The sequence below is a fragment of the Cellulomonas sp. NPDC055163 genome (assembly GCF_053607065.1).
The window spans coordinates 273,317-300,293 of record NZ_JBSGSU010000001.1 but is presented as its reverse complement, the minus strand read 5'-3'; the positions used below and the strand labels follow the sequence as shown (position 1 = coordinate 300,293).

The following is a 26,977-nucleotide window of genomic DNA, read 5'->3' as shown; positions in this document are numbered from 1 at the left end:
TGTTCCTCGCATGTCGGTGTCGATGTCGAGGGCAGGGGCCGCGGTGGACGCGCACGCAGGTGAGGTCGCCGCGGTGTGCGCGGTGACCGGCGTGTCAGGCGCCGGTCGGGACCACGAGTTCACGGCCTTCATGGCCGAGGCCGAGCCGCTGCTCGGGCGCATGGCCTGGCTGCTGTGCGGTGACGTGCACCGCGCCGAGGAGCTCGTCCAGCACGCGCTCGTCCGCACCTACGTCGCGTGGCCGCGCGCCCGGCGCGGCGACCCGCTCGCGTACGCCCGCCGGGTGCTGACGAACCTGCGCATCGACACGTGGCGCAAGCACCACGGCGAGGTCCTCCTCCCGCCCGACGAGCTCCCCGGGCGAGCCGTCGGGCACGGGGCCGACGCGACCGCGCACGTGCACGCCGAGCGCGACGCCCTCGCCCGGGCGCTGGCCCGGCTCAGCCCGCAGCGCCGCCGCGTCGTCGTCCTGCGCTACCTCATGGACCTCTCGGAGCGGGAGGTCGCGGACGACCTGAACATCTCGGTCGGCACGGTGAAGTCGACGGCGGCGCGCGGGCTCGGGCAGCTCCGCGTGCTGCTCGGCGAGGCCACGGAGCCCGGACACCTCGAGGAGCAGCGATGAGCACCGACGACGCGTTCACCCGCCACCTGCGTGACGTCGCAGCGACGGCGCCGCGGGTCACCGTCGACCACCGGGCGGTGCTCGTCTCGGGCCGGCGGCGCCGACTCGCCCGGGCCGGCGGGGCGACGGTCGGGACGCTCGTGCTCGTGGTCGCGGTGGCCCTGGGCGTCTCGGCGCTGCCCGGGCCGGGGCAGGCGGCGCTGCCCGCGGGGCCGACTCCCGCGGGGCCGACGCCGTCCTCGTCGCCGTCCGCGGCGGACCCGACTGCGGGCGCGGTCCCCGCGTACCCGGTGGTCGACCTCGACGCGGGCACGGTCCGGCTCCCGCTCGACGACTGGCTGATCGACGCGGCCGACCAGGCGGTCCTCGTCGCCGCGGCCGAGCACTCCGCGGACCGCTGCCTGGAGGCCGCCGGGTACGGCGAGCACTCGTCGTTCAGCGGGCTGCGGCCGGTGCGACGGGGTCTCGTCGACTACGGGGTCTGGGTCCGCGCCGACGTCGAGGCGCGCGGGTACCAGGACCTCGTGGAGACGTCCGACGACCAGGGGACCGGCGGCAACCGTCCACCGCCGCCCGAGGAGTTCTTCGCGGCGTCGCGCGCGTGCCACGGCGCCGCGCTCGACGCGGGGCTGACGTACGACCCGTCCGGCTTCGAGTCCCTCGCCCCCGAGGGCTGGACATCGGCGCTGCGGACCGACGCGGGCCGCACCGTCGCGGCCGAGTGGGCGGCGTGCCTCGCGGAGCAGGGGGTGGCGACGCCCCCGGTCGACGACGGCGTGATGGTGCCGGTCGGCGTGCTCGACGCCCCGCTCGACGAGCAGGTGCGGGTCGGGCTCCTCGACGTCGCGTGCAAGGAGCAGCTCGACGTGGTGCCGCGCCTCGCGGAGATCGACGCGGCCGCGCAGCTCGCCTACATCGAGCGGGCGCGCCCGTACCTTGAGGCGCTGCGGCCCGTGCAGCAGGCCGCGCTGGTGAAGGCGCGGGCGTACCTGACGGAGTCCGGGGTCGAGCTCGGGGCGTCCTGAGGAGGGTGGGGCGCCGGGCGCCGACCTCGGGCTCGCGCGCCCAGGATCCTCGCTCGGAGCGCACGGTCCGGCGCCTACCAGCCGGCCGCGGCGTCGCCGGTCAGACGGCTAGGTCCCCGGCCCGCATCCGGGCCCGGAGCCGCCCGGCGGGGAAGGTGACATCGAGCCCCACGAGCTGGCCGACGGCGTCCCGCAGCAGTCCGACGCCGACCACCCGCGAGCCGACGAACGCGCGGAAGGCCGGCTCGGCGGACGCGTCGCGGAGCACCCACCGGCTGCCGTCGACGTCATAGCGGTACGGCGCCACCCACGCGTCGCCGCCGCTCGTCCGCGACCAGCCGACCGTCCAGTCGCTCCGGGTGTCGACGACGAGCCCACCGTCCTGCGCGAGCTCCAGGTGCAGGGGGCCGACCGTCGGATCGGGCGTCCCACCGGCCTCGTGCCACGCGAGCCGGGCGACCCCGACCAGGACCCCGCCGTACAGGTGCGCGAGGTCGGACGGGTCGTCGGCTCGGGTCACGGACGTACCGTACGGCGGCCGTCGACCGCAGCGGCGTTCCCGGCAGGGGTGCCACGTGACGCCGGTGTCCCGCTACGGTCGTCCGCAGCGTCGCGTGCCGGTGGCGGTCTGCGTCAGGCATGGAGGCGCCGACCCCGGAGGACGACCCCCATCACCGAGCTCGCGCACGACCCTGCCGACCGACCCCGCCCGACGCCCATGCCCAGCCCGCGGCCGAGCCCCAGCCCACGACCGAGCCCCACCCTACGACCGAGCCCCACCCCGCGGCCGGACCCCGGCCCGCGGCCGAGCCCCGGCGCAGCCCCGGACCCCGCGACCCGCCCGAGCGCGCGCGTCCGGGCGTGGGCCGACGAGATGCGCCGGGTGCACGTGCGCCTGCGCGAGGCCCTCGAGCTCGCCCGCGACCAGCTCGAGGACGCCGACTCTCCCGACGCCCCGGCGACCGACCCGCTGCTCTACTGCTGGGGCTTCTGCGCTGCGCTGAGCGGCCACCACCGCAGCGAGGACACCGCCCTGTTCCCGCGACTCACGGAGCAGCACCCGGACCTCGCGCCCGTCGTCGCGCAGCTCGTCCAGGACCACCACATGATCGAGCACCTGCTCGGCGGGCTCACGGAGGCGATCCGGCTCGACGCGAGCACCGAGGAGAAGCTGCGGCACCTCGACGGTGTCGAGGCGGTCATGACGACGCACTTCCGCTACGAGGAGCGCCGGCTGCTCGACGTGCTCGACGGGGTGCTCGACGACGGTGTGTCCCCCGCGGAGGTGTTCGGGCCGCTCGGCTGACCGCGACGGCGTCCCGAGGCCCGCCCACCGCGCGGGGAGCCCTCGGGGCCGGTGCGACCGGGGCCGGCCCCGGGTCCTCCCCTTGGGGCGGCACCCCTCGCCCGGCCTCCCGTTCCGGTGACGCCCGGCACCCCGCGACCGATCATGGTCGGGACCGCGAGCGCGCGGCCGACCGGTGAGGAGGCGCGTCGAGATGGAGCTGTCGGACCGGGCCCGGGCGGCGGGCGACGCGATCGAGCCGGTGACGTCGTTCTTCCTGTCGCTGCGGGCGATGGACGGGCAGCCGGACGTCGTCGACCTCACGTTCGGCGACCCGCACGAGATGCCGCTCCCGGCGCTCGTCGACGCGATCCGGGCGAACCTCGAACCCCGCGCCGTGGACTGGTTCGCGTACAAGACGAGCCTCGCGCCGGCGCAGGAGGCGGTCGCCGCGGGGCTGCGTGCCGAGCTCGGGCTCGGTTTCGCAGCGGCCGACATCACGATGACGCAGGGCGCGTTCGGTGCGATCGCCCTCGCGTTCCGGCTGGTCGCCGACGCCGGCGACGAGGTCGTGGTCCCCGAGCCCGGCTGGTTCTACGCCCCGATGCTGCGCGCCGCCGACATGCTCCCCGTGCGCGCCTCCCTCGCCGAGGGCACCTTCGACCTCGACGTCGAGGCGGTCGCCCGTGCGATCACCCCGCGGACGCGGATCGTCGTCGTGAACTCCCCGGCCAACCCGACCGGCCGCGTCTACGCACGTCAGCGGCTCGCGGAGCTCGCGATGGTGCTCGACGAGGCGTCGGCGCGGCACGGCCGGCGGATCTGGCTGCTGTCCGACGAGCCGTACCGGCGCATCCGGTTCGACGGCATCGCCTTCACGAGCCCCGCGGAGCTCTACCCGTGGACGCTCGTCGACTACTCCTACGGCAAGGTGCTCCTCGCGCCCGGCCAGCGCCTCGGTTACCTCGCGCTGTCCCCGCTGATCCCGGCCGCGGTGCGCGACGAGCTACGCGACGCGATCCTGCCGCTGCAGCTCGCGCTCGGCTGGGGGTTCCCGGACGCGCTCATGCAGTACGCGGCGCCGGCCCTGGAGACGGTGTCGATCGACGTCGCCGCGCTGCAGGGGCGCCGCGACCGGGCCGTCGCCGCGCTCGGGGAGGCCGGGTACGCGCTCACGGTCCCCGAGGGCACGTTCTACCTGTGGGGCGAGGCGCCCGGCGCGGACGCGGCGGCGTTCACGGCGGCGCTCGCGGAGCGCGGGGTCTACGTGCTGCCGGGCACGGTGTTCGGGCGGCCGCGGCACTTCCGGATCAGCCTCACGGCGACGTCGGCGATGCTCGACCGGGCGCTGCCGGTGCTGCGCGAGGTCGGGGCACGGGTCGGCTGAGCCGCGGCGCGGACCTGCGGCGCCGGTGGCGCGGCTCCGTGGTCCCGGTGGCGGACCCAGCCGCCGACCGGCGCACCGCGGGGGACGGCGCGCGGTCCCTCCCGCGTCACCGCACCGCGTCGAGCAGCTCCCGCAGCCGCACCCGGGTGTGCGGGTCGTCGAGCACCTCGCCCACCCACGCCGCCGCGTCGGCCCGTTCGGGGGAGCGGGCGTTCGGCGTCAGCCAGTCGGTCGCGGCGGCCTGCGTGATGTGCCCGAGCTGCGCGACCAGCATCGTGAGGTCGCCGGTGCCCGTGAGCCGGGCCGGACCTCCCGCGTCGGCGTAGGCGTCCTGCAGCGCCCGCGCCCGGCCGGGGTCGTCGCGCGCGAACTCGAACAGCACGCACGCGAGCTCGTGGCGGGGGTCCGCCGGCCCGGCGTTCTCCCAGTCGATGACGCACAGCCCCTCGCCCGCGGCCGGCAGCACGTTGTCCGCCCACAGGTCGCAGTGGCACACGCGCAGCTCGCCGGGCGGCTCGATCCACGCCTCGAGGGCGACGAGCTCGTCGCGCAGCGCCGCGAGCCGCTCGGCGAACGGAGCACCCGCGTCGCGGAGCTCGGCGACGAGCCGGTCCCAGCCCGCGGCGCCGACCGGCTCGGTGTACCAGGGGTGCACGGGGCCGGGGTGCGGCGCCGCGACGCGGTGGAGCAGGCCGAGCGTGCTGCCGACCAGCGCGGGGTCGAGCCGCGCGTCGGGCGGGAGCAGGTCGACCCACCCGTACACGCGGACCCGGGCGCCGCCGACGTCGGCCAGCACCTCACCCTGGGGCGTGCGCCGCACCTCCGGCGTCGGCACCCCGGCGCGGTGCGCGGCCTCCTGCGCCCGGGCGGCGAGCTCGATCTCGGTCTCCGTGGGTGCCTCGCGCGGGACCTTGACCGCCCAGACCCCGTCGGACGTCGAGAGGCGCCACACCGCACCCTGCTTGCCTCGCGCCACGGGCCCGTCCGACAGCGCGACCGCGCGGCCGAGGCCGAACCGTCGTGCGATCGCGGCCGCCTCCACGCCCACAACCCCAGCACGGCGGCCCGCCGGGCGCCAGACCCGCGACGATGGCGGGATGACGACGCGACCCACCCTGTTCCTCATGGTCGGGCTGCCGGGCACCGGGAAGACGACCGAGGCCCGGCGCCTGGAGGCCGAGGAGCACGCGCTGCGCCTGACGAAGGACGAGTGGGTCAAGGCGCTGTACGGGCAGGCGAACCCGCCGTCCGCGACGGACGTGATCGAGGGGCGGCTCGTCGAGGTCGCGCTGCGCGCGCTCACGCTCGGCGTTCACGTCGTCCTCGACTTCGGGCTGTGGTCCCGCGACGAGCGCTCCGCCCTGCGGCGCGCCGCGGCCGACGTCGGTGCGGTCGCGCAGGTGCGGTACCTCGCGCTCACGGTCGAGGAGCAGCGCCGACGGCTCGACCGGCGCCACGCGGAGGAGCCGCACACGACGTGGCCCATGTCCGACGCGGAGCTCAGCGCGTGGGCGGTCGCCTTCGACGTCCCCACGCCGGGCGAGGTCGACGGCACCGAGCCGCTCGACGACCCGCCGGCCGGCTGCGCCACGTGGGACGAGTGGCGGCGTCGACGCTGGCCCCCGTCGGTCCCGTGACGCGGGGAGCCCGCCGCAGCTGCCGGCGAGAGGTGTACCCGCAGGGTCTCCCTCGGCCGCGCGGCCCGACCTAGCCTGACGGCATGGACAACCGATCCGAGGTCCGCGAGTTCCTCGTCTCGCGCCGCGCGAAGGTGACGCCGGACCAGGCGGGCCTCGTGGGCGGCGGCAACCGGCGGGTCGCGGGGCTGCGCCGCACCGAGGTCGCCGCGCTGGCCGGCGTGAGTGTCGAGTACTACGCGAAGCTCGAACGGGGCGCGATCGCCGGTGCGTCGGCGTCGGTGCTCGACGCGGTCGCCCGCGCGCTCCAGCTCGACGACACCGAGCGCGCGCACCTGCTGGACCTGGCCCGCACGGCCGACGGGATCCCGACGTCGGGGCGGCCGCGGCGGCGTCCCGCGAAGCAGGCCGGCACGCGCACGAGCCTGCAGTGGGCGCTCGACGCGATCACCGACGGCGTCGCGTTCGTCCGGAACCCCCGGCAGGACCTGCTCGCGACCAACGCGCTCGGGCGGGCGTTCTACTCCCCGGTGATCGGGGACGGCGGGCGCACGCCGAACCTCGCGCGGTTCCAGTTCCTCGACCCCGCGTCGCGTGACTTCTACCCGGACTGGGACCGGTTCGCGCAGATGTGCGTGGGGGTCATGCGCTCCGAGGCGGGCCGCGACCCGCACGACCGCGGGCTGCAGGACCTCGTCGGCGAGCTGTCGACCCGCAGCGACACCTTCCGGCGCCTGTGGGCCGCCCACGACGTCCGGACGCACGGCTCGGGCACCAAGCACTTCACGCACCCGGTGGTCGGCCCGCTCGTGCTCGCGTACGAGGAGCTGGCGATCACCGCGGAGCCCGGGCACGTCCTGCTCGTCTACACCGCCGAGCCGGGGTCCGCGTCGGCGGAGCGGCTGCGCCTGCTGGCGTCGTGGGGGCGCACCGAGCAGCTCGAGCGCCTCGGGCTCGACGCGCGCCAGGAGACCTGAGCCGCCGCTCGGTCCGCGAGGGGTGCCCTCGCAGTACACCCCTCGGCAGGGACTCCCGCCGCGCCGGCCCGGGGGGTGTGATGAAGACTCGTCCCGAACCCCACCCGAACCGAAGGACACACCCATGCGCGTGCACGCCTACGCCGCCCCGGCCGCCTCCGAGCCGCTCGAGCCCACCACCATCGAGCGCCGGGCCGTCGGGCCGAACGACGTCCTCATCGCCGTCGCGTTCGCCGGCATCTGCCACTCCGACATCCACACCGTGCGCGGCGACTGGGGCCCGCAGCAGTACCCGCTGGTCCCCGGCCACGAGATCGTCGGGACCGTCGCCGAGGTCGGGGCGGACGTGACGCGCCACCGCGTCGGCGACCGTGTCGGCGTCGGCTGCATGGTCAGCTCGTGCGGCGCGTGCGTGAACTGCCGCAAGGGCGAGGAGCAGTACTGCCTCGAGGGCATGGTCGGCACGTACGGTGCGACCGACCGCGACGGCACCGTGACGCAGGGCGGCTACTCGACGCACGTCGTCGTCGACGCGGACTACGTGCTGAGCGTGCCCGAGGGCATCGACCTCGCCGCCGCCGCGCCGCTCCTGTGCGCGGGCATCACCACCTTCTCGCCGCTGCGCCACTGGGGTGCGGGCCCGGGCAAGAAGGTCGCCGTCGTCGGTCTCGGCGGGCTCGGGCACATGGCCGTCAAGCTCGCGCACGCCATGGGCGCCGAGGTCACGGTGCTGTCCCAGTCGCTCAAGAAGCAGGAGGACGGGCTGCGTCTCGGTGCCGACCGCTACTTCGCGACGAGCGACGCGGCGACGTTCGAGGACCTCGCGGGGGAGTTCGACCTCATCGTCAACACCGTCAGCGCGCGCATCGACGTCAACGCCTACCTCGGGCTGCTCGCGGTCGACGGGACCCTCGTCAACGTCGGCGCCCCCGCGGAGCCGATGAGCGTCAACGTGTTCTCGCTCCTGGCGAACCGGCGCTCGTACGCGGGGTCGATGATCGGCGGCATCCGCCAGACCCAGGAGATGCTCGACTTCTGCGCCGAGCACGGTCTGGGCGCGGACATCGAGCTCATCTCGGCCGACCGGATCAACGAGGCGTACGAGCGGGTCCTGGCGTCCGACGTGCGCTACCGCTTCGTGATCGACACGGCGACGCTCGCCTGACCGGGCGTCAGCGCCCGCGCCGCACGACGAGGGCGACGAGCTCGCGGCTGCAGCCCAGCACCGCGGCGATCGCGGTGTACGTCCACCGCTCCGGGTCCTCGGCGCGGAGCTGGAGGATCAGCCGGTCGCGCTCGGCGCGGTAGCGGGCCGCGAGCTCGTCGGCCTCGGCGGCCTTGCGGTGGAGCTCGCGCGCACGGCCGGCCCGCGCGTCCGAGGTGCCCGCTGCCCGCGCGCGCCGAGGGGCGGCACCGTCACCGGTGCCGCCCCTGGCCGCCCTGGCGGGCGGATGCGGTCCCTCAGAGCCCACGCGCGAACTCCGTGACGAGCGAGGGCACCGCGCCGTCGAACCCGACGACGTCGAGCATCCCCGGGTCGCCCGGGTCCGCGATCGTGAACTCGCTCGCCGTCATGCCGACGACGACGAGCTTCGCCGCGATGCCCGACGCGCGCCGGTACTCGGCGAGCGCCTGGTGCGGGTGCACCTTCCCCGCCCACGTCTCGTTGTCCGTGTACACGACGAACGTGTCGACCTCGAGCCCCTGCTCACGCGCCCAGACCATGGGCAGCGCGCAGTCGGTGCCCGACATCGGCATCGCGTCGACCACGCGCAGGGCGTCGTCGAGGCGCTGCCGCGGCGAGATCGCGAGCGGCCGCAGCGCGGAGCGGTGCCAGTCCCGGCCACCCCACGACGCAGCGCCCCCGTCGGCCGTGGTGAAGCCGACCGCCGTGGCCGACGGCTCCGTCGCGAGCTGCACGAGCGCGAGCGCCGCCGACGCCTCACGGGCCGTCACCGGCATCCCCGAGATCGGCACACCCATCGACCCGGACACGTCGACCGCGAGCAGGGTCCGCGTGCCCGACGGCTCGACCGCACCGAAGGCGCGGTAGAACGCGGTGTCGAGCGCGTCGACGACGGCCTGCGTCGGCGTCCACGTCCCGGCGCCGCGCGCCGAGCGACCCGACGCGTACGTCCGCTGCGCCACGAGCACGTTCACCGGGTGCACGCGTGCCGACCGCAGCCGGTCCGGGTCGACGAGCTGCGCGACGACGTCGCCAGTCCGCCCGCCGAGGCCCGGCAGCATCCCGAGCCGGGTCAGCCGCGGGAGCTGACGCATCAGCGCCGTCTGGGGCACGCCCACGTCGAGCAGCGCGTCCCACACCGCCGTCTCGCCGAGCGCCGCGTCGGGCAGCATCTCCCACGAGAGCCGGTGCCGGCGGACCAGCGCGGCCCACGCGGCGGCGTCCGTGGCGGACTGCGCCGCGACGAACCCCTCGACGAGCGCGGGCGTCGCGTCGCCCACCGTGCCCCGCACGACCCACTCGAACGTCGCCCGCAGCTCCGGCGTGACCGCCTGCGGGTGCGCCAGCCGGAGAAGGTCGCGGTGCGACCAGCCCTCACGCTGCCGGTACTTGACGACCTGGTAGGCCAGGGCGTCGGCGTCCTTTGCCGTGTACCAGCCACCGACCGCGCGCCGCAGCCCCCGGCCCCACCCGCGGAACGTCTCGACGTACCCCGCGAACAGGAACAGGTGCGTCCCCGTGCGCGCCACCTGGGGCAGCGCCGCGAGCGCGAGCTGCGCCGACTCGGGGACCGACGCCGCGTACGCGAGCGCGAACAGCGCCGCGTCCTGCTTCGGGGCGGCGCCGCGCGTCGACACGTCGACGATCGTCCGCACGAGCGTCTCGGGGTCCTCGCGGGCCATCCGGCCGACGACCTCGGCGTTCTCCCGCGCGAGCTCGCGCGGAGCGGCGTAGTACGAGCCGCCGTCGACGCCGAGCGTCAGGAAGCGGCGCAGGCGCGCGGCGTCGTCGTCGAGCACGAAGGTGTGGCCGCCGGCGCTGTTGGGCACCTGGCGGGGGTCGGCGCGCTCGCTCTGCGGCGTGCGCCGCAGGCCGAGCGTGCGCAGGACGTCCATGGGTGGTTCCTCTTCTCGGTGGTCGACGGCGGTGGCGGGCGTGGTGTGCGGGCCGGGTGTGACCCGGCGTGCCGGGGTCATCCGTGAGAGGGGTAACCGACCCGCGCCGGCCCGCCACCGTCGTCGTGGTGGGTGAGCGGGCGTGGGGGTGGCCCCCGGGACGGCGGCTCGCGCCGCCGGGCAGTGCCCCGGGGGGCCGGGAGTCGAACCCGTACTGCCGTCTACCAGGTAACCGAGGGCCGTTCGGCCCGCTCGTCGGGAGGTTCGGGTGGGCGTGTGAGTGACGCCGGACGCTCTGCCGTTGAGCTACGCCACCCGAGGGCAGCGACGGGACTCGAACCCGCAACCCTGTGGTAACCGACAGCCGCCGGCCCACCCGAACCTTCCCGTGTTCTGTTGTCGAACACGACGGTAGGGGTCTACACAGCGCGTGACCAGGGATTATCCGAGGCCCGGGCGGGCGGGATGGGGGTCGCCGAGGTTGTCCGGCGCTCTCTACCAGTCTGAGCTACGCCGCTGAGCGGCGGAGGGGATCGAACCCTCGACTCCCGGATCCGGTGATCGACGACCGTCGGCCCGCCCGGGCCGGGAACCAGTGTGGCCGGGGGCCGACGCGAGGTCCATGGGGATTCCTGCCCCCGGACGTATCCTGGCGCGGTCGCCGTTCTCTGCTCCCCGAGAGGGTCAGCCGGAAGGTCCCACCGTGCGACAGCACCGCATCGACACAGCCCGTGAGCCCGCCGACGACCGCCGCCCCGCGCGGGGCACGGGTCGCCCCGCCGTCGCTGCGCCCGTGCACGGGCACGTCAGCCGCGCGGCGGTCCTCGGGATCCAGCGCACCGCCGGCAACCGCGTCGCGCGCAGGCTCGTGCGTGCCGGGCCGCCGGTCCGGACCGCGGCGCCGGTCGTCCAGCGCGCCCCCTACGGTCTCGACCTGCCGACGTCGCAGGGCCCGTACGTCGCGGAGGCGTACCGGCTCTGGACGTCGCGCAAGGACCTGACGCTCAAGGCCTTCGCGACGGCGCTCCTGACGAAGGTCCGGGCCGAGCTCACGACGCTCAAGGTCCCGCAGATCGCGTGGACCTTCGTCGGCGGATCGGGGGCGCTCGGGGTCTTCGACTCCCGGATCTGGACGGTCAAGATCAACACGGCGGCGTTCAGCGCCCGCACGCCGGCGCCGAGGCTCCTGGGCGACCTGACGATCGACGAGGTCACCGAGATCGTCGGCACGATCTACCACGAGGCACGCCACGCCGACCAGGACGTGCTGGTCATCCGGGACCAGCTCGCGCAGCGGAGGACGGTCCCGCAGATCGCCGCCGCCACGAAGATGCCGACAAAGGTCGTCCAAGCCGTCAAGAAGGCCACGTTCCCCGCTGCGCTCGACGCCGACCAGACGGCGCACGCCCGGCGCATGTTCGACGTGATGTACGGCGTCCACAAGGAGTTCCTGGAGTTCCTCGTCGACCACTCGGCGGCCGTCGAGGTCCTCGGCAAGGTCGGCGACGGCAAGGCCACCGTGCGCGCGGCCGGGTCCCACGTCGCGATCCTCACCACGTGGCAGTCGAAGGGCGTGCGCCCGCACGTCGACCGGCTCAAGGCACTCCCGCGACCGACGGCCGTGGAGGCCGCCCTGCGCACCCAGCTCGAGCAGGTCGACGCCGCGCTGACGGGTTTCCTGACCGCGTGGAAGAAGCTCGCCGGCGCCAAGCGGCCCGCGCCCGCGGCCGCCGAGACCGCCGTCCGCGACACGGCTGCCGCCGCGAACGCCGCGATCGCCGCCACGTACGTGGACCTCGAGGGCGAGGCCGACGCGCTGCGGATCGAGACCGACGTCAAGGACGACCTCGACGCGAAGGTGAACCCGTAGCGCCTCGCGCGTCGCGGAAGATCGCCGACCGCGGCGGCGGCTGCTCGTCCCCGGGGGGCGACACGACGACGCTCGCGCGCTCCGAAGGCATCCGGGTCGACGGGGTCGGCTTCGAACCGCTGTACCTCGGCCACCAGATCGCGGAGATCGCCGACTCCATGGGCGGCGCGTACCTCCCGGTCCCCGCCGGCCAGGATCCCGCGCCGCTGATCGGGGCGTACCTGCGCCGCCTGTCCGGGACGCCGTCCGGCATCGAGGTCACCGGCCAGGTCACGGAGCGGGTCACGGACACCACCCGGACCGAGCACGTCGAGCTCCGGCTGGGCGCGATGCCGGCCGGCACCGCGACGGGCGAGCGTGGGGCGCGGCCTGCCTGCAACGCCACCTCCGACGTGCACCCAGCGAACCAGATGCAGGGGGAGGCCTATCTCGCCGCGAGCTACGTCGGGGGCGGCGCGTGGAGCGTGGACTGGCACCGCGCTGCGGACCCCATGTCGACGGTCGGCCGGGTCTACCTGTGCACGGTCACCGCGCTCGACGGGTCCGGCGCGCCCCTCGCCGTCGAGACGTTCCGCGTCGTGGAGACCGGCGGGACAGGGCTGCGTGGGAGCTGGACGCCGGCCGCCCAGGGGGGAGCGGAGCTCGCGCTCACGTCGTGGCCGGTCGGGACCCAGTTCGTGACGGCGTCGTGCGTCGCCGTGCAGCGCCTCCTGAACGGGGAGCCCGTGCCGGGGACGCTGCCGACCGGCTCGTTCGGGACCGACGAGTGGATCGGCCCGCCGCCGGCACGCGGCCAGACCTGGGTCATCCCGGTGGCCCTGCCCACGTCCTACGCCTACCGCTGTGGCGTCGCCGCGTACACGGAGAGCGACTGGCGCGGGACCGGGTTCCCGGAGACCCGCGACGTGGGGCGGGCGACGATGACGGTGCGCATCCCGTAGCGGCTGCGGGGAGAGCCGCCGGGCGGGCCGCTGGACGGGGCCCGCCCGGCGGGTCAGGCCGGGCGTCCACCACGCCGACGCCGTCGGGGCAGGCCCACATCGATGCCTACCGCGGCCGCGACGTCCGGGCTCATGGCGAGGCCGGGCGCGGTCAGGTCACCACCTGCAGGGCGGCTGCGGCGCGTTCGTCGACGAGCGCCGCTACCTTCTCGACGTCGATGCCGTCGGCCGTGCACGCGGGCAGGGCGTCACGCACCCGGGTCGCGACCGAGGCGATCGTCTCTGCGACCACCTCGTCGCGCAGCCGCCAGGCGCCGGCCTCGTCGCGCAGGTGAGTCGCCGTCAGGTATCGCAGGCGCCCTTGTCCGTCGAGGTTGTGCCCGAAGTTCTGGAAGACCTGGTTCAGCAGGAAGACCGGCGCCACGTCGTACAGCGGCGACATGGAGTATGTCGCGGCCTGGCTGATCGACAGGGAGTAGTTTTTGGAGTGAGCGTCCCCGTTGCCGACGAGCAGGTTGAACGTCACCTGGGCCAGCAGGTCCCGTGCGAGCTCGTCGGGCTCGACCGCTTCCGCGCCGGCTGCTCGCGCGACGCTTGTCAAGCGCTGCTCGGAGGTCGTCGTCTCGTACTTGTCGCGCGCGGAGATCCCCAGCGCCTGCGTGAAGTCCTCCTGGTGGGTGCGCTTGCCCTCGTGCCGGTCGAACCGCTCGACGACCAGTGCCAGACGCCCGTCGAAGTCGGCGAGCTCGGCGCGCGCGGCTCGCAGGGCGGCCGTCCGAGCCAGCCGCAGCGCCCACTCCTCCCACCGGACGAGGTCGGGCACGGCGATGTCCGAGGTCGGCTCAGGCTTGATGATGTGGGTGGACACAGCCCCGTCCGCCGGCCACGCCCAGCCGGTCGCCGTCCGGGTGAGGAGCACCTTGGCCTGGATGCCACCGAGGGAGGCGCTGACGACCTGTCCGGGTGGGGGATCCAGCGTGGGGAGCTGGGCGACGACCTGGTTGACCTCGTCCTCGCTGAGCTCGACCAGGCGCCCCTGACCCGGCGGTTCGGGGTCCACCGTGAGCTGGATCGCACCGGCGCACTCGCGACCGATGTGGGTGAGCAGCCCGAAGGTGTCTCCGGGGCGCAGCCGGTGCTCGCGCTCGAGGGCGCCTCGCGCGCTGCCCTCGGGCAGGAGGTTGTCGAGGAACCGCTCGAGCCGGTCACCGTGAACGCGTGTGTCCGTCAGGGGCAGTGACAGGCTCAGTGGTCGTGCGCCGACGCCGTAGGTGTCGAGGATCTCGGCGGAGTACCGCAGACGCAGCCGTCCGTTGCGGAGCTGGTCGAGCTCGGCGAGAGACTGCCCGCGCAGCCAGACGTGCAGGGTGGAGGTCACGCGGGTACCACGGTGACCAGGGAGCCACGAGGGACCACGACGAGCTCGTACCCACAGGCGGTGAGCGCGTCGACGACCGTGCCGGTGGCGGTCGGCTGCCCGCGTTCCATCCGCGAGATGGTCGGGCGGGAGGAGCCGATCAGCTCGGCGAGGCCGGTCTGGCTCTTCCCGCTGGCGGTCCGCACCGCTCGGACGGCGTCCGCGAGGGCTCGGGTGGTGCGTGCGCGGTAGTACCGGCGACGCATCGTTTCTGAGTCATCTCGGGCGTCCGTCATCTGTGCATCGTATCTGATTCATAGCGCTACCCGATGGGTATGACTCAGATGTGATTCAGGACCCGTTGTTGCTGTGCTGGTCTGGATTCCCCGGGGACGTGGCCGGCGGTGTTCGGGTGGTGAGGCTGGCGAGCAGCAGGGCAGCGTCGACGGTCGCGGCGGACCGCTCGACCCGGCGCTGTGCACGTCACTCCGGCGCGCCGCGGCGCCTCCGTGCCCGCAGGCGCGTTGTGAGCAGTCTGACAGGGAGCGTGTGTCGTGATGACCTGCGGTGATGCTGGGAGCGGGTGACGAGAATCGAACTCGCGCTATCAGCTTGGGAAGCTGAAGTTCTACCACTGAACTACACCCGCGCTGCGCTGGATCGAGCCCTCCGGAGAGGCCCCTGCGCCAGCGCGCGCCCCATCATACCGACGCAGCCCGTTCCGTCGAATCCCCGGTCCGGGCCGCGCGCGGCACCCGCCGGTCAGGTCCGCCCGACGGACACGGTGAACGTCCCGGACCGCGACTCGCCGGGCTCGAGCACGAAGACCCCGGTGCCCTCGACGCCCGCGTCGTGCAGCGCGAAGCCGTCGTTGACGTTCGTCACGGGCTCGACCGCGAAGTGCGTGCGACGCCGCGGCAGGTACACCACGAGGTGCGAGTAGACGGGGTCCATGCCGAGCCGGACCTCGACGCCGTGGTCCGGGTACGTCCAGCGCACGGGCTCGCCCGGGCGCAGGCCGGTGAGGACGTCGTCGACGAACGCGGTGCCGAGCGGGCGCGGCTCCCGGTAGTCGGCGCGCGCCCGGACCGCCCCGGCGGGCGCGACCGCCATCGCGGACTCGAGCGCGTAGCCGCGCTCGGCGGGGACGTGCAGGACGGCGTCGGAGCCGGACGCGGACCCGGTGCCCGACGACTCGACAGCGGACGGTGCGCCGGGCAGGGGAGCGCCGTCCGTGCCGGTCCGGAGCTCGCCGGCGGCGTCACCCTCGGCGACCGCAGCAGCCAGGGCCTCCTCCGCCACGCTGGGCGGCGTCGTGTACGCGGCCGGCGTGAGGCGGCGCTGGAAGTACGGGTGGTGCCCGAAGCCGGCGGGGAACGGCTCGGTGTCGACGTTCTCGACCGTCGTCGTGACGCGCAGGTCCGCGCCGTCGAGCTCGTAGACGAGGCGCGAGCGGAACCGCCACGGGAAGTTCACGCCGACGAGGTCCCGGGTGTCGAGCTCGAGCTCGACGCGGGCAGCGGTCCGGTCGACGACGCGCCACGTGTAGTACGCGACGGCGCCGTGCATCGCGGTGCCGTCGGCGGCGTTGTGCGCGAGCGTCCACGTACGGCCCCGGAAGCGCAGGACCCCGTCGCGGATGCGGTTGGACCACGGCACGAGCGGGAAGCTCGCGCACTTCTCCGGGGCGCCGTAGACGGTCGGGCGCGCGGGGCGGAGCAGGTCGAGCCACTGCCCGTCGACGAGCACCCGGCCGAACGCGAGCGACCCGCCGGTGCCGGGCAGCACGCCGAGCTCCCATGTGCCGGAGCGCAGCGTGACGACGCGCGGGTCGACGGGCAGCGGGGCCGGCTCGGGCTCGGTGAGCGCCGTGAGCAGGCTCGTGGCCGGCACCGTGTCGTGCGTGCTCGTGCTCGTGCTCGTCGTGGTCGTCACGTCGGCCCCCCGGCTCGTCGTCGGCGACGGGACGGTCCCCGTCGTCGCAGTGCCCTCTGCCCCCGCGGTGCGCGCAGGAGACCTGTTGGTCGTGACGCTCATCCGAGCACCACGTCGACGACCGACCCGTCCAGCAGCAGGCACTCGGGTGCCACGTCGCCCTCGACCGCGGTCCCGTCGACCGTGAGCCGGGCCACGCCGCTGCACACGTGGTCGGGGTTCGTGACCCGGACCGTCACGTCGCGCCCGCGGAACCGGCGCCGCACCTCGAAGCCGTCCCACGCGGACGGGATCGACGGGTCGACGCGCAGGCCCGCGGCGGTGGGCCGGACACCGAGCAGGTGCTGCGTCACGGCCACGTACGTCCAGCTCGCGGTCCCGGTGAGCCACGGGTTGCGGGACTGGCCGAAGCGCGGCGACGCGGGGCCGTGCGTGAACTGGCTGTACACGTACGGCTCGACCTGGTGGGTCTCGGCGTCGTCCTCGTACCGCGCCGGCAGGTACGCCCGGTAGTACTCGTACGCGCGGTCGCCGCGGCCGAGCATCGCCTCGGCGACGACGGCCCACGAGTTCGCGTGGCAGAAGATGCCGCCGTTCTCCTTGTGCCCGGGCGGGAACACGAGCAGCGACAGGCCGATGCCCTCGATGGGCTTGGTGTGCGGCGGGTCGCACAGCGCGATGCCGTGCTCGGAAGCGAGGTGCTCGTGCACCGAGTCCATCGCCTGGCGCGCGCGGCCCGGGTTCGCGACCCCCGAGATCACCGCCCACACGTTCGGCTCGAGGTAGATGCGGCCCTCGTCGGCGGTCGCGGTGCCCAGCGGCGCGCCGACCGCGGAGATCCCGCGGATGTACCAGCCGCCGTCCCACGCCTTCTCGGCGTCCTCGAGCAGCAGCTCGAGCTGCTCGGCGCACCACGCGACGACCTCGGTGCGCTCGAGGAGCGAGGCGAGCTCGCCGACCTGGCGCAGGCCGTTGGCCAGCAGGAACGTCGAGAACATCGACTCGCCCTCGGTGCCGAACTGGATGCAGTCGTTCCAGTCGGCGTCGAGGCCCTGGACCAGGCCGTGCGCGCCGCGGTGCTCGAGCGAGAACCGCAGCGCCTGCACGAGGTGGCCCAGCACGGTGTCCTCGCCGGCGTCGGCGTAGGGGAGCACCGTGTCGAGGTAGGACGTGTCGCCGGTCTCGTCGACGAGCGCCGCCACGGACAGCGGCAGCCACAGGGCGTCGTCGCTGCGGTAGTCCTCGAGCGCCGGGGTCGGCTCCTTGCCGGGCGTGTGCGTGAGCGGCTTGATGAGCGGCAGCGCGCCGCCCTCCGCCGTCTGGCCGGTGAGCAGCAGGTCGAGGCGCTCGCGGGCGGCCTCGGGGATCGAGTGGACCACCGAGAGGATGTCCTGCGCCGTGTCGCGGTAGCCGAGGCCGTCGCGGCCGCCGGTCTCGATGAGCGACACCCCGCGCGACCAGCTGAACGTCATGTGGGTCTGGTAGGCGTGCCAGACGTTGACCATCGAGTCCAGCTGCGGGTCCGGCGTGCTGACCTGCAGCGGCGCGAGGTGCCCGGCCCACTCGGCGCGGATCGCGGCGAGCTCGGTCGCGATCCGCTCGGGCGTCGCGAACTCCGCGACCGACTCGCGCCCGGGCCGCACGGTCACCGTGCCGTCGCCCCACTCGGCGTCGGGCGAGCCGACGCCGAGCGTGTAGACGACCTGACGGGTCTCGCCGGGCGCGAGCTCGACGCGCACGTGCAGCGACGCGCACGCGTTGTCGCCGACCGTCTCGCTCCCCGAGCACCTGCCCCGCACGACGGCGACCGGGTCGCGCGGCGTGCGGTACGGGCCCAGGAACAGGTCGCGGTCGGTGTCGAACGACACGACGTCGGCGCCCGTCACCGTGAACCAGCACTCGCTGAACACGTCGCGCGTCGAGTTGCGGCGGTGGATGAAGCCGTCGGAGTACGACGCGCGCACGACGTACTGGCTGTACTGGAGGTTCAGCAGGTCCTGCTGGTGGCTCCACTCGTTCGCCAGCTCGGCGTACGAGAACAGCGAGATCGTGCGCGGCGTCGTCCCCGTGTTCGTGACCTCGACGGACCAGTGCTCGAACGCCTGGCCCTGCGGCACGAACGTCGTCATCTCGGTGTGGATCCCGCGGTGGTCGGACTCGAACACCGAGTAGCCGAGCCCGTGCCGCACCCGGGCGACGTACGGGTCCGGTCCCTCGAGCGGCGTGCCGACCGGCTGCCACGACGCGGACCAGAAGGCCCCGTCGGCGTCGTCGCGCAGGTAGACGAACCGGCCCGGCTCGTCCTGCGGCACGCCGTTGAAGCGCATCCGCAGCAGCCGGCCCGTCCCTCCCGACCGGAAGAACGAGAAGCCGCCCGCGTTCTGCGTGACGATGCCCCCGTAGAGCCGCGACCCCAGGTAGTTGCTCCAGGACCGCGGCGTGTCCGGGCGCGTGAGGACGTACTCGCACGCGTCGTCGTCGAAGTAGCCGTACCGCATCGTCGCAGTGTCCTCCTACCGCACCGTCGGGTGACCCCGGGGGGTCAGACGGTGACCTCGACCCGGACGGTGGACCCGGCCGGGGCGTAGGGGACGGTGTTGCCCTCGACGGGCGCGCCGTCGACGACGAGCGTGCCGCGGGCGCCGGGGGTGCCGGAGTTCGTCACGTGGATCTCGTACGTCGCGCCGCGCGCCGCCCGGGTCACGGTGAACTCCGGGACGTCGGGGCCGATCTGCGGGTCGACGACGAGCCCGTCGTACCCGGGGCGGACCCCGAGCAGGTACTGGCTGACCGCCACGAAGTTCCACGCGGCGGTGCCGGTGAGCCACGAGTTCTTGGCCTCACCGTGCCGCACGGCCTCCTTGCCCGCGATCATCTGCGCGTACACGTACGGCTCGAGCTTGTGCACGTCGGAGATGTCCTCGCGGTACGCCGGGGTGATCCGCTTGTAGTAGTCGAACGCCTGCGCGCCGCGACCCACGACCGTCTCGCCGATGATGACCCACGGGTTGTTGTGGCAGAAGATCCCGCCGTTCTCCTTGTACCCGGGCGGGTACGTGGAGACCTCGCCGAGCTCGATCTGGTAGCTCGTGTACGCGGGGTGCTGGAGGACCATGCCGTGGTCGGTCGCGAGGTGCTCGTTGACCGCGTCGAGCGCCTTGATCGCCGGGCTGCCCTTCGCCTCGGGCGTGGTCGGGTCCGTGCCCTCGACGCCGATGCCCGCCATGACGGCGAACCCCTGCGGCTCGATCCAGATCTTGCCCTCGGGCTTCTCGTCGGTGCCGATCTTGTTGCCGTAGAAGTCGTACGCCCGCAGGAACCAGTCGCCGTCCCAGCCGTGGGACAGGACCGCAGCCCGCATCTCCTCGACCGCGGCACGTGCCTCGGCGGCGACGTCGGTCAGGCCCCGGCGCTCGGCCAGCTCGGCGTACTCGGCGCCGTAGAGGACGAACTGCGCCGCGATGAACACGGACTCCGCAACGCCGCCCGCCTGGTTCTCGGTCGTCTGGAAGGACTCGCCGGGCTCGGTCGAGAAGCAGTTGAGATTGAGGCAGTCGTTCCAGTCGGCCCGCCCGATGAGCGGCAGGCCGTGCGGGCCGCGGTTCTCGACCGTGAACCGGAACGAGCGGGTCAGGTGCTCGAACAGCGGCTCGGCGAGCGACTCGTCGTTGTCGAACGGGACCTGCTCGTCGAGGATCGAGAAGTCGCCCGACTCCTTGATGTACGCGGCGACGCCGGCGATGAGCCACAGCGGGTCGTCGTTGAAGCCCGAGCCGATGTCGTTGTTCCCGCGCTTCGTGAGCGGCTGGTACTGGTGGTACGCCGACCCGTCGGGGAACTGCGTCGCGGCGATGTCGAGGATGCGCTCGCGGGCGCGCTCGGGGATGAGGTGCACGAACCCGAGGAGGTCCTGGTTGGAGTCGCGGAAGCCCATCCCGCGGCCGATCCCCGTCTCGAAGTACGACGCCGAGCGGGACATGTTGAACGTGACCATGCACTGGTACTGGTTCCACACGTTGACCATGCGGTCGAGCTTCTCGTCGGTGCTGGACACCGAGTAGCCGGACAGCAGCGTCGTCCAGTGCGCGCGGAGCGCCTCGAACGCGGCGTCGGTCTGCTCCTCGGTCGCGAACCGCGCGAGCAGCTCGTGGGCGCCCTTCTTGTTGACGACCTGCAGGTCGTCGTCGGCCCACTTCTCGTCCTGCGGGTTCTCGAGGTACCCGAGCACGAACGTGTACGACGTCGAGGCGCCCGGCTCGAGCGTGACCTCGAGCGAGTGCGAGCCGATCGGGTACCAGCCCGAGGCGACCGAGTTCTCCGACTTCCCGGCGAACGGCACGGCCGCCTCGCCGAGCCCGTTGTAGGCGCCCACGAACGTGTCGCGGTCGGTGTCGAAGCCCGTGGCCTTCGCGTTGACGCCGTAGACGGCGTAGTGGTCGCGGCGCTCGCGGTACTCGGTCTTGTGGTAGATCGCGGTGCCCGTCGGGCCGTCGGCCTCGACCTCGACCTCGCCGATCGAGAGGTTGCGCTGGTAGTTCGTCTGGTCGTCCTGGGCGTTCCACAGGCAGAACTCGACGAACGAGAAGAGCGAGACGGTCTTCGCGGCGGCGGAGGTGTTGGTCAGCGTGACCTTCTGCACCTCGGCGTTCTCGCCGAGCGGGACGAAGAACAGGGTCTGGACCGACAGGCCGTTCCGCTCGCCGGTGATCGTCGAGTAGCCGAGGCCGTGCCGGGCCTCGAAGTGGTCGAGCTCGGCCTTGACCGGCATCCACGACGGGGTCCACACGTCGCCGCCGTCGTTGACGTAGAAGTAGCGCCCGCCCGCGTCGGTCGGGATGTTGTTGTAGCGGTAGCGCGTCAGGCGCCGCATCTTGGCGTCGCGGTAGAACGAGTACCCGCCCGACTGGTGCGACAGGAGCGAGAAGAACTGCTCCGACCCGAGGTAGTTGATCCACGGGTAAGGCGTGTGGGGGGTCGTGATGACGTACTCACGGGACTCGTCGTCGAAGTGGCCGTAACGCATGCGTGCGCCTCTCGGGTGCTGGGTGTCGCTCCGCCCCCGGGTGCGCGCCGCGGCTTCGCGGTGGCGGTCGGGATCGGCGTGACGTCGGTGCGAGAGCGCTCCCATGCGACCTCACGGGAGGAAGCATAGCCGCCGCCCCTGCGCGGGGGAACGGCCGGGCGAGCGCGTTCCCGGGTGACGTCCGGGGCCGGTCGGGCGCGCGTCCGGGCGATCACCGGGGCGCGCGCCCGCCCGACGGTGGTCGGTCCCGGCACGCGGGCTCCCACGACCGTTACCGTGGCCCCGTGCTGCTCTCCGACCGTGACTTCCGCGCCGAGCTCGAGTCCGGCCGGGTCGTGCTCGACCCGTACGAGCCCGCGATGATCCAGCCGTCGAGCATCGACGTGCGCCTCGACCGGTTCTTCCGGCTCTTCGACAACCACAAGTACCCGTTCATCGACCCCGCGGCCGACCAGCCGGACCTCACGCGGCTCGTCGAGGTCGAGGGCTCCGAGCCGTTCGTGCTGCACCCCGGGGAGTTCGTGCTCGGCTCGACGTACGAGGCGGTCACGCTGCCCGACGACGTCGCGGCCCGCCTCGAGGGCAAGTCCTCGCTGGGCCGGCTCGGCCTCCTCACGCACTCGACCGCCGGGTTCATCGACCCCGGCTTCTCCGGCCACGTGACGCTCGAGCTCTCGAACGTCGCGACCCTGCCGATCCTGCTCTGGCCCGGCATGAAGATCGGGCAGCTGTGCTTCTTCCGGCTGTCCTCCGCGTCGGAGTTCCCGTACGGCTCCGAGCGGTACGGCTCGCGCTACCAGGGCCAGCGGGGCCCGACGGCGTCGCGGTCCTGGCAGAGCTTCCACCGCACGGACGTCTGAGGTGGCCGGCGTGGACCCGGTGCTCCCGCGCCTGCCGCTCGACGACCCCGGGCTGCGGACCCGGCACCTGCTCGCGCTGCCCGCGGGCATCGGGCCCGACGAGGTCGAGGTCCTCGCGGTCTCCCGGTTCCCCGCCGCACGGTGGGAGTCCCGGCCCGGCGTACCGCAGCCGCGGGCGGCCGGGGCGCGCGGGGCACGGGGTGCCGCTGCGACGCCCGGCGTGCTGCGGGTCTCGCGGCTCTCGACGCTGACCGGCCCGTTCGCGGTCGAGCCGGGCGAGGCGCTGAGCCTGGGGCTGCCCGCGTCGACGGCCGTGGTCTACGACGCCGCGTGCCCGCGGGAGCGCGGCGAGCGCCCGTACCCCGGCGGCGACCGCGACGGCCTCAAGCGCGCGTTCCCCGACGCGGTCCCGGTGCGGGAGGAGGAGCGCGTGCTGCTCTGGCTCGTGGCCGTCGCCCGCCGCCTCGGCGGTTCGGTGCGCACCGGGGAGCACGGCACCGTGCTCACGCCCGACATCGACGCCGCGATCGACCTGACCGTCTACACGCGCGGGTGGCTCGAGCCGGAGGAGATGCTCGCCGTCGTCCAGCAGGTCCTGCCGCGGGCCCGGCTCGCGATGGACGGCGTGCCCTGGGTGGGCCCCGCGCCCGACGCCGGACGGCACGCCCGCCCCGGGCTCTCGGCGCTCGGCGTCCCCGAGCGTGGTGGGGCGGGGCTGCGCGACGCGCTCGAGCGCCACGGCATCGAGGACGAGGACCTGCGCCGGCGCCTGCACGCCGAGGCCGAGGCGTACGACCGGGCGATGCTCGCCGAGCCCCCGCCGCAGACCGGGTACGGCGCGCTCGTCGACCTCGGTGTCGACGGGCTGCTCGCGATCGAGGTGCACGGCGAGGAGGTCCTGCCGCCCCTGCTGCGCGAGCTGCCGTGGGCGAAGGCCGGCGCCGTCGCCTACCGCGTGCGCTGGGAGCCGAGCGACATCGAGGAGCTCGAGCTCGAGCGCCCCTCGTTCGAGCACCGCGTCGCGCGCGGGCGGGCGATGCCGCAGGTGCAGGCCGTCGCCCGGGCGCTGCACGCGGCCGTGGGCGGGGAGATCGCCGACGCGGCCGAGTTCCTGGTGAACCCCGCGGACCTGTGACGCGCGGATAAAGGGTTGTCGCGCGGGCGCCGTGCGGCGACGTTGGGCGCGTGACCCCGGACACCGGCGCCGACGTGCGCACCGACACCGGCACCGCGCAGGACGCCGAGGCGACCGTCCCCCTGCCGGACCGGCGCCTCGTCGACGTGGACGTCGTGCGGCGGCTCGTCGCCCGGCAGCTCCCGCAGTGGGCGGGAATGCCCGTGCGACCCGTCGAGGTCGGGGGCTGGGACAACCAGACGTTCCGCCTCGGCGACAGCATGACCGTCCGGCTGCCGACCGCCGCGGAGTACGCGCGCGCGGTCGAGAAGGAGCACCGGTGGCTGCCGGTGCTCGCCCCACAGCTGCCGGTCGAGATCCCGGTCCCGCTCGCGCTGGGAGAGCCCGGCGAGGGGTTCCGGTTCCCGTGGTCGGTCTACGGGTGGATCGAGGGGGAGCGTGCCGGCCGCGACAGCGTGGGTGACCTGACCGGGTTCGCCGAGGACCTGGCCGGGTTCCTCGTCGCGCTGCGCGAGGTCGACGCGGCGGACGGGCCCGGGCCGGGGCTGCACAACTGGTTCCGCGGCGGCCCGCTGCTGACGTACGACGAGCAGACGCGGCGCGCGCTCGGGGCGCTCGGCGACCTCGTGCCGGTCGACCTCGCGACCCAGGTGTGGGAGGCAGGGCTGGACGCGACGTGGGACGGCCCGCCCGTGTGGTTCCACGGGGACGTCGCGGTCGGCAACCTGCTCGTGCGCGACGGGGTGCTCTCGGCCGTGCTCGACTTCGGCACGAGCGGGGTCGGGGACCCGGCGTGCGACCTCGCGATCGCGTGGACGCTGTTCGCCGGCGAGAGCCGGGAGGCGTACCGGGCGCGGCTCGGGGTCGACCGCGGCACGTGGGCCCGCGGGCGCGGGTGGGCGCTGTGGAAGGCGCTGATCGTCTACGTCGACGAGCTCGGGACCGACGCTGCCGCGGCGGCGGTGACCCGGGCGGTGATCGACCAGATCCTCACGGACCACACGACGTCCGGCTGACCCGGGCGCCCGCCGTGGGGGTGGCGGCGCCCGACGGCGTACCTGCCGGCGTGCGCGACGGCGCCCGACGATGCGCCCGGCGACGCGCGCCCGTCCGTCCCCTCGTCGCCGGGCACCGCGCGAGGTAGCGTGCGGAGGACAGGTCCCGCGCACCGACCGGTCCCCCCTCGGCCGGGCGCGCATCGCCGGCCCCGTGCAGCCCCGAGCCGCACGGGGCCGGTGCTCGTCCGGGGCGGGACGCCGCGTCGCAGGTCCGCCCGGTCGCCCTCCGTGCCCGGGACGGCGGTCAGGACCGCACCTCCGGGCAGCGTCGGAGAAGCGGTCAGGAAGTGGCCGCTGCTGTCCCTAGCGTCGAGCCATGACCACCGACGAGAGCATCCGCCCGTTCCGCATCGACGTGCCGCAGGCCGACCTCGACGACCTGCACGAGCGCCTCGCGCGCACCCGCTGGCCCCACGAGCTGCCCGACGTGGGCTGGACGTACGGGGTCCCCACCGACTACGTGCGCGAGCTCGCCGAGCACTGGCGGACCGCGTACGACTGGCGCGCGCACGAGGCCCGGCTCAACGCCCACCCCCAGCACATGACGGACGTCGACGGCCAGCCCGTGCACTTCCTGCACGTGCGGTCGCCCGAGCCCGACGCGCTGCCGCTCGTCCTCGTGCACGGCTGGCCCGGCTCGGTCGTGGAGTTCCTCGACGTGATCGGCCCGCTCAGCGACCCGCGCGCGCACGGCGGCGACCCGGCCGACGCGTTCCACCTCGTCATCCCGTCGCTGCCCGGCTTCGGGTTCTCCGGGCCGACGCGCGCGGCGGGGAAGGGCTCGACCGACCGGTACGCGGAGGTGGTCGCGGAGCTCATGCGCCGCCTCGGCTACGACCGGTACGGCATGCAGGGCGGCGACGTCGGCTCGGTCGTCGGGCCGCAGGTCGGGCGGATCGCGACCGAGCACGTCGTCGGGGTGCACGTGAACGCGCTCACGACGCTGCCCGGCTGGGACGTCGACGGCAGCGGCTGGTCCGAGGGCGACCAGGCGCGGCTCGCGGCGCTCGGCGGGTGGGAGGCGCACGGCGGGTACGCGGCGATCCAGAGCACGCGCCCGCAGACCCTCGCGCCGGCCCTCACCGACTCGCCCGCGGGGCTCCTCGCCTGGCTCGTCGACGTGTTCGCGACCTACACGAACCCCGGCATTGAGCTGCCCGACAAGGCGGTCGACCGGGACGCCCTGCTCACCGACGTGAGCGTCTACTGGTTCACCGGGACGATCGGCTCGTCCGCCCGGCTGTACCGCGAGTCGGAGAGCTGGGGCGCCGAGCTCGTGAGCTCCGGGGTGCCGACCGCGGTCGCGCTGTTCCCGGGGGACCTGACGCTGCGGGCGATCGCCGAGCGGCAGAACAACGTCGTGCGGTGGACCGAGCTGGACCGGGGCGGGCACTTCGCGGCGATGGAGGCGCCCGACCTGCTCGTCGACGACGTGCGGGCGTTCTTCGCCGGGCTGCGCTGAGCACCCTCCCGCGGACCCGGGTGCTGCACCGCCCGGGTCCGCGGGCGGCACCGCCCGGTCGCGCAGGCGCGGGCGCCGGCCGGGCCGGGGCGCTCGAGCGGTGCGACGATGAGGACGTCAGCGCACGCTCGGAGGACGGCCGCTGCCGTGGCCGTCGGCAGGGAGGCCAGACGTCATGACGCACCGCATCGGCTACTTCGTCGGGAGCCTCGCGAAGGACTCCATCAACCGCACCCTCGCCCGGGCGCTGATCGGGCTCGCGCCCGGCACGCTCACGTTCACCGAGATCCCGATCGGCGACCTGCCGCTCTACAGCCCCGACTTCGACGAGGACTTCCCGCCCGCGGGCCGGGCCCTCAAGGAGGCGATCGAGGCGTGCGACGGGATCCTGTTCGTGTCGCCCGAGTACAACCGCTCGATCCCGGGGGCGCTGAAGAACGCGATCGACTGGGGCTCGCGCCCGTGGGGCACCAACTCGTTCGCGCGCAAGCCGACCGGGATCATCGGCGCGTCCCCGGGCCGCGTCGGGACGGCGGTCATGCAGTCGTCGATGCGCAGCGTGCTGAGCTTCCTCGACGCGCCGCAGCTCAACTCGCCCGAGGCGTACATCACGTTCGACCCCGGCGCGTACGGGCCCGACGGCGAGGTCCGCGACGAGGCGACCGCCGAGTTCCTGCGGCACTACGTCGAGGAGTACGCGGCGTTCGTCGAGCGCGTCCTCGCAGCCAACGCGCCCGGCCACATCGGGGACCCGAACCCGGTCGCCTCGCGCTGACGCCCGGGCGTCACGCGTTCGAGCGGACCACGCACCACTCGTTGCCCTCGGGGTCCAGCAGCACCTGGAACGACCCGGCGACGTCGTGGTGCACCTCGCCCTGCCGGACCGCGCCGAGCGCCTCGGCCTGCATCGTCGCGGCCTCGACGTCCTCGACCAGGACGTCGAGGTGCAGGCGGTTCTTCACCGTCTTGCCCTCGGGGACGCGCTGGAACGCGAGGTCGGGGGAGCCGGGGGAGCGCAGCGTGTGCCAGTCGTCGTCGCGCACACGGTGCTCACCGCCCAGCACCTCCGCCCAGAACCGCCCGAGCAGGCCCGGGTCCGCACAGTCGATGACGACCTCGTCGACGCGTCCGATCATCCGGCGAGCCTAGCGAGCGCCGCGCACGGGCCGTCCCTGGCCGGGTCCGTGGCGAGGTCGCTCGCCCGCCGCCCCGGACGGATGTCCAGACTGCTTCCCGCGAGGACCGAAAGTCCTGCTCGCGGTGGCCGATAGAGGACGCGAGACCGTCCTGCTCGAGGACGGTCCGCTACGGAAGGCGCT

24 protein-coding genes and 1 tRNA gene are annotated in these 26,977 nt (G+C 74.3%); 14 read left to right on the top strand and 11 right to left on the bottom strand.

The window, feature by feature from the left end:
• Nucleotides 1-82 precede the first annotated feature (82 nt).
• Entirely contained in the window at nt 83-625 is a 543-nt protein-coding gene (locus ACWFNE_RS01330) for a SigE family RNA polymerase sigma factor (protein ID WP_452120654.1), read from the top strand.
• The gene (locus ACWFNE_RS01325; RefSeq protein WP_452120653.1) at nt 622-1,650 is read left to right on the top strand and encodes a hypothetical protein; all 1,029 of its coding nucleotides are present in this window, start codon (nt 622-624) and stop codon (nt 1,648-1,650) included. The genes ACWFNE_RS01330 and ACWFNE_RS01325 overlap by 4 nt, the downstream gene beginning before the upstream one ends.
• A 100-nt stretch (nt 1,651-1,750) precedes the next feature.
• On the opposite strand, the gene ACWFNE_RS01320 is transcribed toward ACWFNE_RS01325, so the two are convergent.
• The gene (locus ACWFNE_RS01320) at nt 1,751-2,170 is read right to left on the bottom strand and encodes a hypothetical protein (RefSeq protein ID WP_452120652.1); all 420 of its coding nucleotides are present in this window, start codon (nt 2,168-2,170) and stop codon (nt 1,751-1,753) included.
• A gap of 354 nt (nt 2,171-2,524) precedes the next feature.
• On the opposite strand from ACWFNE_RS01320, the gene ACWFNE_RS01315 reads away from it, so the two are divergent.
• Nucleotides 2,525-2,956, top strand: a complete 432-nt coding sequence (locus ACWFNE_RS01315) for a hemerythrin domain-containing protein (protein ID WP_452120651.1) — start codon at nt 2,525-2,527, stop codon at nt 2,954-2,956.
• A 193-nt stretch (nt 2,957-3,149) separates the two neighbouring features.
• On the top strand, nt 3,150-4,322 hold the full coding sequence (locus ACWFNE_RS01310; RefSeq protein ID WP_452120650.1) for an aminotransferase class I/II-fold pyridoxal phosphate-dependent enzyme: 1,173 nt from the start codon (nt 3,150-3,152) through the stop codon (nt 4,320-4,322).
• A 106-nt stretch (nt 4,323-4,428) separates the two neighbouring features.
• Here ACWFNE_RS01310 and ACWFNE_RS01305 read toward each other — a convergent pair whose 3' ends face one another.
• Nucleotides 4,429-5,364: a phosphotransferase enzyme family protein gene (locus tag ACWFNE_RS01305; protein ID WP_452120649.1), complete on the bottom strand. Its 936-nt coding sequence runs from the start codon at nt 5,362-5,364 to the stop codon at nt 4,429-4,431.
• 55 nt (nt 5,365-5,419) lie between these two features.
• On the opposite strand from ACWFNE_RS01305, the gene ACWFNE_RS01300 reads away from it, so the two are divergent.
• The 3 genes from ACWFNE_RS01300 (at nt 5,420) to ACWFNE_RS01290 (ending at nt 8,101) form a co-directional block, all read left to right on the top strand.
• Nucleotides 5,420-5,959, top strand: coding sequence for an AAA family ATPase (locus tag ACWFNE_RS01300; protein WP_452120648.1), 540 nt, complete (start codon nt 5,420-5,422; stop codon nt 5,957-5,959).
• Nucleotides 5,960-6,042: 83 nt separating this feature from the next.
• Nucleotides 6,043-6,936: a helix-turn-helix transcriptional regulator gene (locus tag ACWFNE_RS01295; protein ID WP_452120647.1), complete on the top strand. Its 894-nt coding sequence runs from the start codon at nt 6,043-6,045 to the stop codon at nt 6,934-6,936.
• Nucleotides 6,937-7,060: 124 nt separating this feature from the next.
• Nucleotides 7,061-8,101, top strand: a complete 1,041-nt coding sequence (locus ACWFNE_RS01290; protein ID WP_452120646.1) for an NAD(P)-dependent alcohol dehydrogenase — start codon at nt 7,061-7,063, stop codon at nt 8,099-8,101.
• A 7-nt stretch (nt 8,102-8,108) separates the two neighbouring features.
• On the opposite strand, the gene ACWFNE_RS01285 is transcribed toward ACWFNE_RS01290, so the two are convergent.
• Both ACWFNE_RS01285 and ACWFNE_RS01280 read right to left on the bottom strand, forming a co-directional pair.
• Nucleotides 8,109-8,408 (bottom strand): hypothetical protein, encoded by a 300-nt coding sequence (locus ACWFNE_RS01285; RefSeq protein WP_452120645.1) that lies wholly within the window; start codon nt 8,406-8,408, stop codon nt 8,109-8,111.
• Nucleotides 8,398-10,017 (bottom strand): TROVE domain-containing protein, encoded by a 1,620-nt coding sequence (locus ACWFNE_RS01280; protein ID WP_452120644.1) that lies wholly within the window; start codon nt 10,015-10,017, stop codon nt 8,398-8,400. The genes ACWFNE_RS01285 and ACWFNE_RS01280 overlap by 11 nt, the downstream gene beginning before the upstream one ends.
• A gap of 703 nt (nt 10,018-10,720) precedes the next feature.
• Here ACWFNE_RS01280 and ACWFNE_RS01275 point away from each other — a divergent pair.
• Both ACWFNE_RS01275 and ACWFNE_RS01270 read left to right on the top strand, forming a co-directional pair.
• Entirely contained in the window at nt 10,721-11,887 is a 1,167-nt protein-coding gene (locus tag ACWFNE_RS01275) for a hypothetical protein (RefSeq protein WP_452120643.1), read from the top strand.
• Between the two features lie 158 nt (nt 11,888-12,045).
• Nucleotides 12,046-12,828, top strand: coding sequence for a hypothetical protein (locus tag ACWFNE_RS01270; RefSeq protein WP_452120642.1), 783 nt, complete (start codon nt 12,046-12,048; stop codon nt 12,826-12,828).
• Nucleotides 12,829-12,979: 151 nt separating this feature from the next.
• On the opposite strand, the gene ACWFNE_RS01265 is transcribed toward ACWFNE_RS01270, so the two are convergent.
• From ACWFNE_RS01265 to ACWFNE_RS01240, 6 genes are all read right to left on the bottom strand, one after another.
• On the bottom strand, nt 12,980-14,206 hold the full coding sequence (locus ACWFNE_RS01265; RefSeq protein ID WP_452120641.1) for a type II toxin-antitoxin system HipA family toxin: 1,227 nt from the start codon (nt 14,204-14,206) through the stop codon (nt 12,980-12,982).
• Nucleotides 14,203-14,481: a helix-turn-helix domain-containing protein gene (locus ACWFNE_RS01260; RefSeq protein WP_452120640.1), complete on the bottom strand. Its 279-nt coding sequence runs from the start codon at nt 14,479-14,481 to the stop codon at nt 14,203-14,205. The genes ACWFNE_RS01265 and ACWFNE_RS01260 overlap by 4 nt, the downstream gene beginning before the upstream one ends.
• 282 nt (nt 14,482-14,763) lie before the next feature.
• Nucleotides 14,764-14,834: transfer RNA gene (locus tag ACWFNE_RS01255), tRNA-Gly, on the bottom strand.
• 113 nt (nt 14,835-14,947) lie between these two features.
• Nucleotides 14,948-16,120, bottom strand: coding sequence for an aldose epimerase family protein (locus tag ACWFNE_RS01250; RefSeq protein WP_452120639.1), 1,173 nt, complete (start codon nt 16,118-16,120; stop codon nt 14,948-14,950).
• Between the two features lie 98 nt (nt 16,121-16,218).
• Nucleotides 16,219-18,618: a GH36-type glycosyl hydrolase domain-containing protein gene (locus tag ACWFNE_RS01245; protein ID WP_452120638.1), complete on the bottom strand. Its 2,400-nt coding sequence runs from the start codon at nt 18,616-18,618 to the stop codon at nt 16,219-16,221.
• Nucleotides 18,619-18,662: 44 nt separating this feature from the next.
• Entirely contained in the window at nt 18,663-21,143 is a 2,481-nt protein-coding gene (locus tag ACWFNE_RS01240; RefSeq protein WP_452120637.1) for a GH36-type glycosyl hydrolase domain-containing protein, read from the bottom strand.
• A 284-nt stretch (nt 21,144-21,427) separates the two neighbouring features.
• On the opposite strand from ACWFNE_RS01240, the gene dcd reads away from it, so the two are divergent.
• The 5 genes from dcd to ACWFNE_RS01215 all read left to right on the top strand — a co-directional run bounded on the left by dcd (nt 21,428) and on the right by ACWFNE_RS01215 (nt 26,433).
• Nucleotides 21,428-22,003: a dCTP deaminase gene (dcd, locus tag ACWFNE_RS01235; RefSeq protein ID WP_452120636.1), complete on the top strand. Its 576-nt coding sequence runs from the start codon at nt 21,428-21,430 to the stop codon at nt 22,001-22,003.
• A gap of 10 nt (nt 22,004-22,013) precedes the next feature.
• On the top strand, nt 22,014-23,138 hold the full coding sequence (locus ACWFNE_RS01230) for a hypothetical protein (protein ID WP_452120635.1): 1,125 nt from the start codon (nt 22,014-22,016) through the stop codon (nt 23,136-23,138).
• 50 nt (nt 23,139-23,188) lie between these two features.
• Complete coding sequence (locus ACWFNE_RS01225; protein ID WP_452120634.1) at nt 23,189-24,154, top strand: aminoglycoside phosphotransferase family protein; 966 nt, start codon at nt 23,189-23,191, stop codon at nt 24,152-24,154.
• A gap of 358 nt (nt 24,155-24,512) precedes the next feature.
• The gene (locus ACWFNE_RS01220) at nt 24,513-25,658 is read left to right on the top strand and encodes an epoxide hydrolase family protein (protein ID WP_452120633.1); all 1,146 of its coding nucleotides are present in this window, start codon (nt 24,513-24,515) and stop codon (nt 25,656-25,658) included.
• Nucleotides 25,659-25,833: 175 nt separating this feature from the next.
• On the top strand, nt 25,834-26,433 hold the full coding sequence (locus ACWFNE_RS01215; protein WP_452120632.1) for an NADPH-dependent FMN reductase: 600 nt from the start codon (nt 25,834-25,836) through the stop codon (nt 26,431-26,433).
• A 10-nt stretch (nt 26,434-26,443) separates the two neighbouring features.
• Here ACWFNE_RS01215 and ACWFNE_RS01210 read toward each other — a convergent pair whose 3' ends face one another.
• Nucleotides 26,444-26,794: a VOC family protein gene (locus ACWFNE_RS01210; protein ID WP_452120631.1), complete on the bottom strand. Its 351-nt coding sequence runs from the start codon at nt 26,792-26,794 to the stop codon at nt 26,444-26,446.
• Nucleotides 26,795-26,977: the final 183 nt, after the last annotated feature.

Coding starts and splice junctions, on each gene's coding strand:
- ACWFNE_RS01310 (WP_452120650.1), top strand. CDS start 3,150: ATGGAGCTGTCGGACCGGGCCCGGGCGGCGGGCGACGCGATCGAGCCG.
- ACWFNE_RS01280 (WP_452120644.1), bottom strand. CDS start 10,017: ATGGACGTCCTGCGCACGCTCGGCCTGCGGCGCACGCCGCAGAGCGAG.
- ACWFNE_RS01240 (WP_452120637.1), bottom strand. CDS start 21,143: ATGCGTTACGGCCACTTCGACGACGAGTCCCGTGAGTACGTCATCACG.
- ACWFNE_RS01210 (WP_452120631.1), bottom strand. CDS start 26,794: ATGATCGGACGCGTCGACGAGGTCGTCATCGACTGTGCGGACCCGGGC.
- ACWFNE_RS01220 (WP_452120633.1), top strand. CDS start 24,513: ATGACCACCGACGAGAGCATCCGCCCGTTCCGCATCGACGTGCCGCAG.
- ACWFNE_RS01245 (WP_452120638.1), bottom strand. CDS start 18,618: ATGCGGTACGGCTACTTCGACGACGACGCGTGCGAGTACGTCCTCACG.
- ACWFNE_RS01270 (WP_452120642.1), top strand. CDS start 12,046: ATGGGCGGCGCGTACCTCCCGGTCCCCGCCGGCCAGGATCCCGCGCCG.
- ACWFNE_RS01295 (WP_452120647.1), top strand. CDS start 6,043: ATGGACAACCGATCCGAGGTCCGCGAGTTCCTCGTCTCGCGCCGCGCG.
- ACWFNE_RS01260 (WP_452120640.1), bottom strand. CDS start 14,481: ATGACGGACGCCCGAGATGACTCAGAAACGATGCGTCGCCGGTACTAC.
- ACWFNE_RS01290 (WP_452120646.1), top strand. CDS start 7,061: ATGCGCGTGCACGCCTACGCCGCCCCGGCCGCCTCCGAGCCGCTCGAG.
- ACWFNE_RS01315 (WP_452120651.1), top strand. CDS start 2,525: ATGCGCCGGGTGCACGTGCGCCTGCGCGAGGCCCTCGAGCTCGCCCGC.
- ACWFNE_RS01300 (WP_452120648.1), top strand. CDS start 5,420: ATGACGACGCGACCCACCCTGTTCCTCATGGTCGGGCTGCCGGGCACC.
- ACWFNE_RS01325 (WP_452120653.1), top strand. CDS start 622: ATGAGCACCGACGACGCGTTCACCCGCCACCTGCGTGACGTCGCAGCG.
- ACWFNE_RS01215 (WP_452120632.1), top strand. CDS start 25,834: ATGACGCACCGCATCGGCTACTTCGTCGGGAGCCTCGCGAAGGACTCC.